This window comes from Pectobacterium zantedeschiae (genome assembly GCF_004137795.1).
GTDB classification, from domain to species: domain Bacteria; phylum Pseudomonadota; class Gammaproteobacteria; order Enterobacterales; family Enterobacteriaceae; genus Pectobacterium; species Pectobacterium zantedeschiae.
Window position 1 is genome coordinate 373888 of the sequence record NZ_NWTM01000001.1, and the last position, 12051, is coordinate 385938.

At 52.7% G+C, this 12051-nt stretch carries 12 protein-coding genes; 8 read left to right on the forward strand and 4 right to left on the reverse strand.

Annotated elements, in window-relative coordinates:
• Nucleotides 1-164: 164 nt before the first annotated feature.
• The 8 genes from hutW to fdhE all read left to right on the forward strand — a co-directional run bounded on the left by hutW (nt 165) and on the right by fdhE (nt 9891).
• On the forward strand, nt 165-1478 hold the full coding sequence (gene hutW, locus CLR69_RS01730; RefSeq protein WP_129711813.1) for a heme anaerobic degradation radical SAM methyltransferase ChuW/HutW: 1314 nt from the start codon (nt 165-167) through the stop codon (nt 1476-1478).
• 14 nt (nt 1479-1492) lie between these two features.
• Nucleotides 1493-1993, forward strand: coding sequence for a heme utilization cystosolic carrier protein HutX (gene hutX / locus CLR69_RS01735; RefSeq protein WP_129711812.1), 501 nt, complete (start codon nt 1493-1495; stop codon nt 1991-1993).
• Nucleotides 1990-2619 (forward strand): NAD(P)H-binding protein, encoded by a 630-nt coding sequence (locus tag CLR69_RS01740; RefSeq protein WP_129711811.1) that lies wholly within the window; start codon nt 1990-1992, stop codon nt 2617-2619. The genes hutX and CLR69_RS01740 overlap by 4 nt, the downstream gene beginning before the upstream one ends.
• A 161-nt stretch (nt 2620-2780) precedes the next feature.
• The gene (locus CLR69_RS01745; RefSeq protein ID WP_242451521.1) at nt 2781-3257 is read left to right on the forward strand and encodes a YlaC family protein; all 477 of its coding nucleotides are present in this window, start codon (nt 2781-2783) and stop codon (nt 3255-3257) included.
• 560 nt (nt 3258-3817) lie between these two features.
• Nucleotides 3818-6247 carry a membrane-bound PQQ-dependent dehydrogenase, glucose/quinate/shikimate family gene (locus CLR69_RS01750; RefSeq protein ID WP_129711810.1) on the forward strand — a complete coding sequence of 810 codons (2430 nt, stop codon included), beginning with the start codon at nt 3818-3820 and terminating at the stop codon, nt 6245-6247.
• A gap of 227 nt (nt 6248-6474) precedes the next feature.
• A complete protein-coding gene (locus tag CLR69_RS01755) occupies nt 6475-7197 on the forward strand; it encodes a glutamine amidotransferase (RefSeq protein ID WP_129711809.1) in 723 nt (240 codons plus the stop codon).
• Nucleotides 7198-7305: 108 nt separating this feature from the next.
• Nucleotides 7306-8745 (forward strand): aminotransferase-like domain-containing protein, encoded by a 1440-nt coding sequence (locus tag CLR69_RS01760; RefSeq protein WP_129711808.1) that lies wholly within the window; start codon nt 7306-7308, stop codon nt 8743-8745.
• A gap of 216 nt (nt 8746-8961) precedes the next feature.
• Entirely contained in the window at nt 8962-9891 is a 930-nt protein-coding gene (gene fdhE / locus CLR69_RS01765; RefSeq protein ID WP_129711807.1) for a formate dehydrogenase accessory protein FdhE, read from the forward strand.
• Nucleotides 9892-9944: 53 nt separating this feature from the next.
• Here fdhE and CLR69_RS01770 read toward each other — a convergent pair whose 3' ends face one another.
• From CLR69_RS01770 to cydB, 4 genes are all read right to left on the reverse strand, one after another.
• Nucleotides 9945-10271, reverse strand: a complete 327-nt coding sequence (locus CLR69_RS01770) for a DUF202 domain-containing protein (RefSeq protein WP_129705604.1) — start codon at nt 10269-10271, stop codon at nt 9945-9947.
• Between the two features lie 3 nt (nt 10272-10274).
• Complete coding sequence (locus CLR69_RS01775; protein ID WP_129711806.1) at nt 10275-10640, reverse strand: YidH family protein; 366 nt, start codon at nt 10638-10640, stop codon at nt 10275-10277.
• Nucleotides 10641-10782: 142 nt separating this feature from the next.
• A complete protein-coding gene (cydX, locus tag CLR69_RS01780; RefSeq protein ID WP_014699180.1) occupies nt 10783-10884 on the reverse strand; it encodes a cytochrome bd-I oxidase subunit CydX in 102 nt (33 codons plus the stop codon).
• A 19-nt stretch (nt 10885-10903) separates the two neighbouring features.
• The gene (cydB, locus tag CLR69_RS01785) at nt 10904-12043 is read right to left on the reverse strand and encodes a cytochrome d ubiquinol oxidase subunit II (protein WP_129705608.1); all 1140 of its coding nucleotides are present in this window, start codon (nt 12041-12043) and stop codon (nt 10904-10906) included.
• Nucleotides 12044-12051: the final 8 nt, after the last annotated feature.

Sequence of the window (12051 nt, forward strand, 5' to 3'; positions counted from 1 at the left end):
ATTTTTATTTACTCTGAATATTTTAAATAAAATAAGCAGAACGGTTAATTTAAAGAGAAAATTACGCGAAAAGAATAACCAGCCACCTTTTTGCCTGCCAGGCAGGTTGCCAAATAAAAATAATTATCATTTAATTTATTTTATTGATTATTTGGGGGCCGTTAATGAACATCGATTTGACGCCGTATTATGCCGAGCCCGGTGAGCAACCTTTTAGCGCCCGACGTATGGCAATGCCTTGGCGCAACCATGTACCGCTTTCAGCAGAACAAATCCCAGCGGGTTGGCAGGCGCTGAAGCAGCAAAAACTGCCTGCGCGTAAGCGTCTGCTCTATCTGCACATTCCTTTTTGCGCCACGCACTGCACGTTCTGCGGTTTTTACCAAAACAAACTGCGAGATGACAGTACGGCGACCTACACCCGCTATCTGTTGCAGGAATTAGCGATGGAAGCGAGCAGCCCGCTACATCAATCTGCACCCATTCACGCGGTTTACTTTGGCGGCGGTACGCCAACGGCACTTGCGGCAGAGGAACTGTCGCAAATCATTCGTGCGATTCGTACTTCTCTGCCGTTGGCACCTGACTGTGAAATTACGGTAGAAGGGCGAGCGATGGATTTTGACGATGAACGGATTGATGCCTGTCTGGATGCGGGGGCGAACCGTTTCTCCATCGGGATTCAGACGTTTGATACCCGTATTCGTCAGCGTATGGCGCGTACCTCGGATAAACAGCAGTCCATCCGCTTCCTTGAGCGGTTGTGTGAGCGGGACAGGGCCGCAGTGGTATGCGATCTGATGTTCGGTCTGCCGGGACAAACGCCGGAAATCTGGCGCGAAGATTTGGCGATTGTCAGCGATTTACCGCTAGACGGCGTCGATCTGTATGCACTGAATCTGTTACCAACAACGCCACTGGCGAAAGCAGCCGAGAACCAGCGTGTCGCGCTGCCTGATGTGGTCGCTCGGCGTGATTTTTACCGCACTGGCGCGGCATTTCTGGCTGATGCAGGTTGGCACCAGCTCAGTAACAGCCACTGGGCGCGCACCACGCGTGAACGTAATTTGTACAATCTGTTGATTAAGCAAGGTGCAGACTGTTTGGCAATGGGGAGCGGTGCGGGTGGCAATCTGAACGGACAGGCTTACATGATGGAACGCAGTCTGGAGCGCTATTACCAGCAGATCGATCAAGGGCAAAAACCGATCATGATGATGACGCCAGCCAGCTCCACCGGGCCGTGGCAGCATCAGCTTCAGGCGGGCATTGAGGTCGGTCGCATCAAACTGCCTCAGCTTACCCAGCATGCCCGTGAACTTCAGCCCTTGCTGAGCCAGTGGCATCAGGCCGGTTTGACCTGTGACGACTCCACCTGCCTGCGCTTGACCAACGATGGCCGCTTCTGGGCGAATAACCTGATGCAGGCACTACAACAAATTATCCCTCAGCTTAATGCCGAAGAGCATGCCCACTAACCGGAGACGCATCCATGACCATGACACTGAATGAATTACTGGCAACCAACCCTGATGGTACATTGGAAGAGATTGCCGGAAAGTACAACACCTCGTTGTTTGCCGTCGTTGAGGCCTTGCCTGCGACTCAACGTACGCTGGCAACGGGCGATCGTTTCGATCAGGTGTGGGACACGATTGCGACCTGGGGTGAAGTGACGCTCATTAGCCATACGACTGATGCAATTCTGGAATTTAAGAGCGAGCTGCCAACCGGTACGCACCGCCACGGTTACTTTAATTTGCGAGGTAAAAATGGCCTGAGTGGACACATCCGCGCAACGAGCTGTCAGCATATTGCGTTTATCGAGCGTAAGTTCATGGGGATGGACACAGCGTCCGTGGTGTTCTTTAATGCCAGTGGTGCGGCGATGTTTAAAATCTTCCTTGGACGAGACAGCCACCGCCAGCTGCTGAGCGCTCAGGTTGACGCGTTCCGCGCACTGGCGAGTGAATTACAACCGGAGCAGGTATGACGTGGTTACTTTTCGGCGCAGGCAATGGTGTGGGTGCTTGTTTGTTACAGCGCGCCATTGAGTGCGAACAGGCAGTAGTATTGGTATTACGCAACCCTGAACAGGCTAAACACTGGCGTGAGCAGGGTATGACGGTGGTAGAAGGCGATGCCTGCGACCCAGAAACGGTAGCGGAAGCCTGCCGTGTCGCTGGCCCCTCTGCCATTGTGGTATCGACGATGGGTGGCGGCGCGGTAAATTATCAGGGTCACCGAACGGTGATTGACGGCGCAGAGCAGTCTGGCATCAAGCGTATGCTGCTGGTGACTTCACTTGGGTGCGGTGATAGCTGGCCGCTGCTGTCGTCACGTGCCAGAGCCGCGTTTGGCTTTGCGGTACGTGAGAAATCGCTGGCAGAAAGCTGGCTGCAAAGCAGCTCGTTGGATTATTGTATCGTTCGTCCCGGCGGCCTGTTGGACGTGGTGGCAACGCACAATGCGAAACTGACGCAAGGTGCTGCTACGTTGGGACTGGTGTCCCGCTGGGATGTGGCGCTGGCGGTTGATCAACTACTGCAACAGCCTGTGTTTGGCAATCAGATCTATAATCTGATCGATCCCGATCTCACCATGCCTGCCATTCCGTAATCCCTACGACGCCGTAATCTAATGCTGTCGGGATAATCCCTCCCGGCAGCAGACAAACTGTTATAGTTAATATGTCGAAAACTGTATCTGTTATCTCTCATATGGCTATGTTCTAATCAACGCCAGCAGTGTTGTATTCATTAAGCATGATGGTGATAACGATGGACGAAGTAAAACGCCTTCTGACCGAAGAGATCGAACGTATTAATCGGGAAGAGAAACGCGATAATAAAATACGTTTTAGCCGCAAATTCATGCAGTCACACCCTTATCTCTTTGCCGCTATGCTGGCGAGCTATGTGCCGGTTGCGATTATTCTCTTTTATGCCTCTTATTTTGGTTTGCCATACCTGATCGGCTTTACTGTCTTCCTGCTGGTGATGACGTTGGCACTCTCTATGGATATTAATCCAACCTATCGCTTTGAAGATATTGATACGCTGGATTTACGTGTTTGTTATAACGGTGAGTGGTTTACGATCCGCCACGTATCGCAGGACACGCTGGAGCAGCTGCTACGCAATGAGCAAGTGCCGCCCGCGGTGAAAGCGGGGATAGAGAAAATTCAGCGGACGAAAGGCGACGTAGATTTTTATGACGTTTTCTCTCTGGCCTATCGTCAACAGCCTTCTGCCTGAACGATATAAAGCAGCCTTCCTGATATACCCTAAATAATTCGAGTTTCAGGACAAAACGTTAACGTTTTGAACAACGCGAAGCGTTAGCCTTTTAGGGCGATACTCGATGAGCATCGTAACGCTGCTTGCAGCGGCCCCAACGGGGCGAGGCATACACAAGTGTGCCGAGTCGCGTAGCCAACGCATAGGCAACTTGAAGTATGACGGTATAAAATAACGGCTATTTATATTCCCTCTATTTATCATCACAATAAGAAACTTTTATTATTCCTTTTTTTCTTGCGGATCGCTTATCCGACAAAGGTAAATCCTTACCAAACCAAATGTTATAGAAATTTTATTTTCTTATTAAGAAAGTGCAATATGATTGTGACCCTTTAAAAAGCATCTACGCTATTAAGTGGGGTGGAAACGATATATCCAGCATATTTATGCGGTTTCTCGACCCACATTCTCGCTTTTCTAAAACACTAACGTAATGCATTCCTTTCTCCATCATCGTGTTAGATGTGGGGTAAATGATGTGAAGATAAGGTTTGCTCGTATTGATGGAATTTTCTATGGCAAAACCACGTGTGTCCAGGTTGCAGGGTATCTGGCTGCTGATCTTGGGGTTAATCGTAACGGCGATAGGCGCTTTCTTCGCCTATTATGGGGCCAAACTGATTGGTTTGGGAGGGAGCCCCTATTTTCTGGTCTCCGGTTTAGTACTGCTGATTTCCGGGGTGCTTCTCTGGCGTAAAAACGTCTTAGGTGCTTATTTGTACGGTGCCGTTTTGTTAGGAACCGTTATTTGGTCATTGTGGGATGTCGGTCTGGATTTTTGGCCTCTGGTATCGCGTTTGCTTACGCTGGTAGGGATTGCCATTCTGGTTGCACTGTCATTGCCTCTTTTGCGTAATTCAGCGGGCAAGCAGACGAGTTGGCGCACCGCAGGGATTTCTGCGGGCGTGCTGGCACTGGCCTTTGTTGCCACTGTCGGCGGGATGTTTGTTCCCCATGCGCCAGTGCCTTCCTCCGGTGCCCAACTGCCGCTCGTCCCTGTGAAACCGGGTGAAGAGCAGCGTGACTGGAGTAATTACGGCAACACCTCTGGCGCTTCGCGCTTTGTCGCATTGGATCAGGTCACGCGGGATAATGTGAAAGATCTCCAGGTTGCGTGGACATACCGTACTGGTGATGTGCCGCAGAGTCCGGGTGGTGGTGGTGCTGAGGATCAACAGACCCCGCTGCAAGTGGGCAACCGTTTGTTCCTCTGTACACCGCATAACAACATTATTGCCGTGGATGCCACAAGCGGTGAACAGCTGTGGAAGACCGAAATTGGTGCTCACCAGAAAAAGTGGATGCGCTGCCGTGGTCTTGCCTATTTCGATGCCACACAGCCGCTAGTGCAGCCCGATCTTCCCGGTTCTACGCCCGTTGAGCAAGTTTCGGTGCCAGCAGGCGCGGTTTGCCAACGTCGCATTCTGATGAATAGCGTGACGCCAGAGCTGATCGCCGTTGATGCGGACACTGGGGCATTGTGCCCAGATTTTGGTACCAATGGCCGGGTTGATCTCAGCGATCACATGGGCAAAGGTAGCGACAAAGGGCAATATTATCCGACTTCAGCGCCAACATTGGCAGGGACGGTCATCGTCATTGGCGGCAGGGTCGCGGATAACGTGAGCCTCGATATGCCAGGCGGCGTCGTTCGCGGGTTTGATGTGATTACCGGTAAGCTGCGCTGGGCGTTCGATCCCGGTAATCCGCAGGAGACAACGGAACCAGCACAGGGTCAGAACTACACGCGCTCGACGCCTAACGTATGGGCACCGATGTCGTATGACCCGCAGTCAAACACGGTATTCATGCCGACGGGAAGCGCTGCCATCGATTTATGGGGCGTCAAACGTAGCGATCTGGATCGTAAATTTGGTGCGTCAATGGTGGCGGTGGATGCCTCCACAGGGCAGGTCAAGTGGGTTTATCAGACTGTCCACGATGATCTGTGGGACTTTGATGTGCCGATGCAGCCTTCTTTCGTTAATTTCCCTAGTGAAGATGGCAAAAATGTACCGGCGTTAGTATTTGGTACCAAAGCGGGCCAGCTATTCGTTCTCGACCGTGCGACGGGTAAACCGTTGACGAAAGTAGAAGAGAAAAAGGTTGAACAGGGAGAGATTCCAAGCGAAATCTATTCTCCGACTCAGCCTGTTTCCGTTGGTATGCCGCAAATTGGGGCTGATGTCCTGAAAGAATCGGATATGTGGGGGGCGACGCCATTCGACCAACTGCTATGCCGTGTTCACTTCAAGTCTAAACGCTACAACGGGCTGTTTACCCCACCGGGTCACGATCCGTCACTTAACCTGCCTGGCTCACTGGGCGGGATGAACTGGGGCGGACTATCTACCGATCCGGTGAATAATTATCTGTTCGTCAATGACATGAGAGTAGGGCTGGAGGTTCAGCTGGTACCGACGTCGGCGGAGAATCAGGGTAAGAAAAGTGATGGTAACGAAGCGGCCAGCATCGATCGTCCGGTTCCGCTTGATGGCACGCCGTATTCGGTTAACGCTAAAGTCCGTTTCATGTCGCCTATCGAGATCCCTTGTCAGAAACCGCCATTTGGCACATTGACGGCAGTGGATTTAAAAACGCAGAAAATTGCCTGGCAGGTTCCGGTTGGAACAGTACAAGACACGGGGCCATTCGGTATCAAGATGGGATTGCCGATTCCGATTGGTATGCCAACGATTGGCGGTACGCTTGCCACTCAGGGCGGTCTGGTGTTTATCGCCTCAACGCAGGATTACTATCTGCGTGCGTTTGATAGCGCAACGGGTAAAGAAGTCTGGAAAGCTCGACTGCCTGTGGGAAGCCAGGGCACGCCAATCAGCTACAAGTCTTCGGTTGATGGTAAGCAATACATCGTCATTTCGGCTGGTGGTGCGCGTAACTCACCGGATCGCGGAGATTATGTGATTGCCTATCGGTTGCCGTGATACTGAAGGTTCAGTCTTGCAGTTGAAACCGTAGGGGTGAAAGGCCACCGGTCATTGAGGTGGCCTTTTGCTATCCAGCATATGACTTGGATAGGAATCGTATTACGTTAGTGCTACGTTCGTAGGAGATGCTGCGCGTCGTGTTCTTGTTGTTTTTTTGACGGGTGGTTTTTCAGCCGAATGATTTTTTCAAACTTGTGATTTTCGAATACGGGCAGAACAGGACGATGAGCGAAAAGGTATTGCTGGTGATTCAGCTGGGCCAACCGCCGGAAGGTATTGCCTCTCAGGTTGGGCAACAGGGGAAATGGTTTAGCGATGCGGTACAGGGCAAAACGCAGCCTGTGAGTATCGTTCGCCCCGATCTTGGGGAACCGCTACCGCCGTTTGATACGGTAGTGGCGGCGATTATCTCCGGCTCGTGGGCGATGGTCACGGATCGGTTGGACTGGAGCGAATACACCGCTGGCTGGCTGCGTGAGGCGTATCACGCAGATGTCCCGCTGCTGGGCGTGTGTTATGGGCACCAGCTGCTGGCCGATGCGCTGGGCGGCAAAGTAGGCGATAACCCGAACGGCAAGGAGGTCGGCATTCAGGTTGTGACAACCAATGAAGTCGCGGCACAAGACCCATTATTGCGCGATTATCCTCAGCAGTTCGGTGCTTACCTGACCCACCAGCAATCCGTGCTGGAAGCGCCAGAAGATGCACAGGTGCTGGCGAGCTCAGAGATGGACGGCTGCCAGATTATCCGCTATAGCGAGAAAGTGTTGACCGTGCAGTTCCACCCTGAATTCAGCACGGACATCATGCTGACGTGTCTGCGCCATAATGAAACGGCGCTGCGGCAGGGCGGCTGGGATGTCGATCGGATGATGGACATCCCACAGGAACCGGTCTGGGCACGCAAGATCCTGCTGGATTTTGTACAACGCTACGCAGCGAAATAGCACGCGTTCAACGTGTTGCTCTCGATAAAATATCCTGATCGATCGTCGCTCATCGGTGATGAGCGAACCCAAAATAATGGCATTCTTACCCAGCGAAACCGTAGTGCTATGGCAAAGTTTGAACAGCTCGCTCACCAGATTCGTGAGCAGCTTCAGGAAGGTATCTGGCAGCCGGGCGACAAATTGCCCTCGCTGCGGGAAAAATCACTGCATTCGGGCATGAGCCTGATGACGGTGCTGCACGCGTATCAACTGCTGGAAAGTCAGGGGTTGATTGTGTCGCGTCCACAATCGGGTTACTACGCGGCACCTCAGCTGGCAGCTATGCCAGCTGACAATCTGTATTCGCCCGTTGGGCAGGATCGCGTCCAGCTTACCGAAGATGTGGACGTTAACGCGTTTATTTTTGACGTACTTCAGGCCAGCAAAGATCCGGCGGTGATGCCCTTCGGATCGGCATTTCCCGATCCGCAGCTCTTTCCACAGCGCCAACTAACACGCTCGCTGGCCTCGGTGGCACGTCATATGCAGCCGCAAAGTGCGCTGGATAATTTACCACCGGGTAATGAAAGCCTAAGGAAGAATATCGCCCAACGCTATGCGTTGCAGGGGATAGCCGTTCCACCCGATGAAATTGTGATTACGGCGGGGGCAATGGAGTCCCTCAATCTCAGCCTTCAGGTGCTGACGGAACCGGGCGATTACGTGGTGATTGAGTCTCCCGCTTTTTACGGTGCGCTACAGGCGATTGAACGCCTTAAACTCAAAGCCATTGCGATTGCGACCGATCCGCAGCAGGGTATTGATCTTGACGCGCTACAGCAGGCACTGAATGACTACCCGATTAAAGCCTGCTGGCTGATGACGAATTTTCATAATCCGCTCGGCTGCACGCTGTCCTTTGAGAAGAAACAGCGGCTGGTGGCAATGTTGGAAAACCACGGCGTGGGGTTGGTAGAGGATGACGTCTACAGCGAACTCTACACTGGTCTGCAACGCCCGTTGCCTGCCAAGGCATTGGATAAAAAAGGCTCGATTCTGCACTGCTCCTCTTTTTCTAAAAACCTGGTTGCAGGGTTCCGCATCGGTTGGGTGGCGGCTGGAGCCTATGCGGGAAGCATTCAGCGTTTACAACTGATGAGTACATTATCAACCAGCGCACCGATGCAACTGGCGATTGCGGACTATCTGGCGACCAGCAGCTATGACAGCCATTTACGCCGCCTGCGACGGGCGCTGGAGCAGCGAAAACACGCGGCGTTACAGTCTCTACGGCGACATTTTCCGGGTGAAGTCCGCATTAATCATTCGCAAGGCGGCTATTTTCTTTGGCTGGAATTGCCTGAAGGTGTGAGTAGCACGGAACTCTACCGTCGTGCGTTAGAACGGGGCATTAGTATTGCACCGGGGAAAATGTTCACGACTGGCGATAAATACGATCGCTACTTCCGCTTCAATGCCTCCTACGACTGGGACGATCGCTGCGAACAAAGTGTGATCGCATTAGCCTCGCTGATTCGGGCGCAGCTATCCTCTCGTCTGACGTGATCACCCCTTTATGGGTGTGGAGATGCCTGCCGCTTTTCTGCTACTGTTTCCGTTATGGCGGAAAGTGGGAAGGCAGCGGCATTGGCGGCGAAAGTAGTCATAACCTTGCCAGAAATCAGTAAGTCGATCGGCGCGATGGGTATAATCCCTGCCAAAGGTGAGCCATACCCGAAATCTATCGGATAGACAACGTAAACAACAGGAAAAATCCCCCTGATGAGTATTCGTATTGTTCCTCAGGAACAGTTAGAAAAGAATGAACAATCAACGCGGGAAGGGCATATCCCTCCGCTGCTTTTTGCCAATCTGAAAAGCCTGTACAGCAGTCGCGCGGAGCGTCTGCGGCAGTTAGCGGAAGATCACCCGCTGGGAGATTATCTCACCTTCGCCGCTGGCGTGGTTGAAGCCCAGCAGAAGGTGTTGCACGATCATCCGTTGCAGCTTGATCTAAGTGATGTGCTGAAACAGTCTGGCGAACGCCCGCCGCTCGATATTGAGGTATTCCCGCGTGATGCGCATTGGCACACGCTGCTGCGTGCGTTGATCGAAGAATTGAAACCGGATGCCAGCGGAGAGGTGTTATCCACGCTGGAGAATCTGGAAAAAGCGTCAGAACAGGAGTTGGAAGAACAGGCAACGGCGTTGCTGCAACATGAATTTCGTGCCGAAAACAACGATAAAGCCCCATTCATTTGGGCGGCGCTATCGCTATTTTGGGCGCAGATGGCAGGCCAGTTGCCCGGCAAAGCACGTGCCGTACCTGGAGAACATCGTCAGTTCTGCCCCGTATGTGGCAGCATTCCCGTTTCTGGCGTGGTGCAATTAGGTACGTCCAGCGGGCTGCGTTATCTGCACTGTAATCTGTGTGAGAGCGAATGGCATATGGTGCGGGTGAAATGCAGCAACTGCGAAGAGTCCAGCGAACTTAATTACTGGTCACTGGATAGCGAAAATTCCGCGATTAAAGCAGAAAGCTGTGGTCACTGTGGCACGTATGTGAAGCTGCTATATCAGGAAAAAGATCACCGGGTGGAAGCTGTCGCCGACGATCTGGCGTCGCTGGTTCTGGATGTGAAAATGGAGGAAGAAGGTTTTTCTCGCAGTAGTATCAACCCGTTCCTGTTCCCGGAAAGTTCGATCGAATAGCCGACCTCATCGGTGAAGCACGTTTGGGCTTCACCGCCTTTCTTTCTGAACATCTATCCTTGCCACACGCCGCTGAAATGCAGCAGCAATATCAACGCTGTGATCACAATGGATGCCGATGTCAGCACGATCAGCCCATGGCTAATGCGCGATAGCACCAACTGGCAACTGGCATTAAAACGATAACGTACAATCGCCAGCACCGACATCAGAGCGGAAACGCATAAGAGCAGAATGGCGCAGGCGAAAACCGTGCGGCTGTCGTCGACCATACTGAGGCGGAAACACAGCAGGCTATTGATCAGCATGACAAACAGCGTTCGGGACCAGGCCATGCCGGTTCGCTGTGGCTGTAACCCTGGATCGCGAGTCGTCTCCATGCGCTACCCGAACAGAATCATGGCGGCGAGTGCGATGGCAATGAGGGTGATAAATAGCGTCACGATCAGCAGCATCGGCGTGTACGGCATATCATTTTCCTGCCGCATGGCTTTTTCATTGCTGACCCACCGACGATAGGCCAAGCCACCCAGCAGCGCTGCACTGATGACGAGTAACAACGATAACCCTTGACGCAGTAGCGGATCGATATGCACGGTAAATTGATCGATACCCACCGCACCCGCGAGAAATGCCAGCGCGGTGCGGATCCACGCCAGAAAGGTGCGTTCATTCGCTAATGAAAAACGGTAGTCCGGGGTTCTCCCCTGACTCCACCATGGCGTTTTGTCCTGTCTGGGTGTTGTCATGTCGTCATCTGATTTCAGGTTGAAGAGGGTATTCGATGTGGGCATAGCCTCTGCATTCTAGCGCCCTTGGCTGATTTCGTCTGCCCTGGTGACGATATTTGCCCTGAATGATGAAGCGCCGACATGGCGCTTCTTTTTCTCATTACGCGTCTTTCCCCGCTTCATGATTCTCTACGGCCAATGCGGTGACCAGTGCGAACGCGCAAGCCAGCAGCGTGCCGAGTATCCAGGCGAAATACCACATCTTCTTTCTCCTCAAATCGTTAGTAAACGGAATGCTTATTCTCTTCGATGTAACGTGCGTCGATCCGGCCAAACATTTTGTAATAACACCAACTGGTATAGATCAGGATGGTAGGAACAAAGATACAGGCCAAAATCGTCATCACCTGAAGCGTAAGCTGGCTGGAGGTGGCATCCCAGATCGTCAGGCTGACGTTGGGATCAAAGCTGGAAGGCATCACGAAGGGGAACAGCGTAATCCCTGCCGTTAGAATTACGCAGACAATCGTCAATGCCGACGTCAGAAATCCCCAGCCGCAGCGGTTCAGGCGCGAGAAGAGGCTCGTGAACCATGGCAGAACCACACCCAGTGCAGGAATCGCCCACAGCGCAGGATGCGCCGTAAAGTTGGTTAACCAGGCCCCGGCCTGTTGAGCCACTTCTTTGTGCAGTGGGTTGGAGGGAGCGGCTTTATCCAGCGCGGAGGTAATCACGAAGCCGTCGATTCCGGTTAGCACCCAGAAACCAGCCAGTAAGAAAGCGATGCTCATCAGCGCGCTGGCGATCAGTACGGTTTTTTGCGCGCGACGCTGAAGTGCATCTGTGGTGCGCATTTGCAGGTAAATCGCGCCGTGCGTGACGATCATGGCGACACTCACGACACCCGCTAGCAGCCCGAAGGGATTCAACAGGCCAAAGAATCCGCCGTGGTAAGTGAGGCGCAAATACTTATCTACACTCAACGGTACGCCCTGCAACAGGTTTCCTAATGCAATGCCAAACACCAGCGTGGGGACGAAACTGCCGATGAAAATGCCCCAGTCCCACATGTTACGCCAACGGTGGTTTTCCAGTTTGGAGCGGTAATCAAAGCCTACCGGACGGAAAAACAGGGCGGCCAGCACCAGGATCATTGCGAAGTAGAAACCCGAAAACGCAGCAGCATAGACCATCGGCCAGGCGGCGAATAGCGCGCCTGCGCCGGTGATCAGCCAGACCTGATTACCATCCCAGTGTGGGGCGATGACGTTAATCATCACCCGCCGTTCGGTATCGTTTTTGCCTAGCAGGCGTAGCAGAATACCTACACCCATGTCAAAGCCGTCGGTGATGGCAAAGCCGATGAACAGCAAGCCAATCAATCCCCACCAAATCAGGCGTAATGTTTCATAATCCAGCATTATTGTGG

Coding starts and splice junctions, on each gene's coding strand:
- hutX (WP_129711812.1), top strand. CDS start 1,493: ATGACCATGACACTGAATGAATTACTGGCAACCAACCCTGATGGTACA.
- cydX (WP_014699180.1), bottom strand. CDS start 10,884: ATGTGGTATTTCGCCTGGATACTCGGCACGCTGCTGGCTTGCGCGTTC.
- fdhE (WP_129711807.1), top strand. CDS start 8,962: ATGAGTATTCGTATTGTTCCTCAGGAACAGTTAGAAAAGAATGAACAA.
- CLR69_RS01775 (WP_129711806.1), bottom strand. CDS start 10,640: ATGACAACACCCAGACAGGACAAAACGCCATGGTGGAGTCAGGGGAGA.
- CLR69_RS01745 (WP_242451521.1), top strand. CDS start 2,781: ATGGACGAAGTAAAACGCCTTCTGACCGAAGAGATCGAACGTATTAAT.
- hutW (WP_129711813.1), top strand. CDS start 165: ATGAACATCGATTTGACGCCGTATTATGCCGAGCCCGGTGAGCAACCT.
- CLR69_RS01770 (WP_129705604.1), bottom strand. CDS start 10,271: ATGGAGACGACTCGCGATCCAGGGTTACAGCCACAGCGAACCGGCATG.
- CLR69_RS01750 (WP_129711810.1), top strand. CDS start 3,818: ATGGCAAAACCACGTGTGTCCAGGTTGCAGGGTATCTGGCTGCTGATC.
- cydB (WP_129705608.1), bottom strand. CDS start 12,043: ATGCTGGATTATGAAACATTACGCCTGATTTGGTGGGGATTGATTGGC.
- CLR69_RS01755 (WP_129711809.1), top strand. CDS start 6,475: ATGAGCGAAAAGGTATTGCTGGTGATTCAGCTGGGCCAACCGCCGGAA.
- CLR69_RS01740 (WP_129711811.1), top strand. CDS start 1,990: ATGACGTGGTTACTTTTCGGCGCAGGCAATGGTGTGGGTGCTTGTTTG.
- CLR69_RS01760 (WP_129711808.1), top strand. CDS start 7,306: ATGGCAAAGTTTGAACAGCTCGCTCACCAGATTCGTGAGCAGCTTCAG.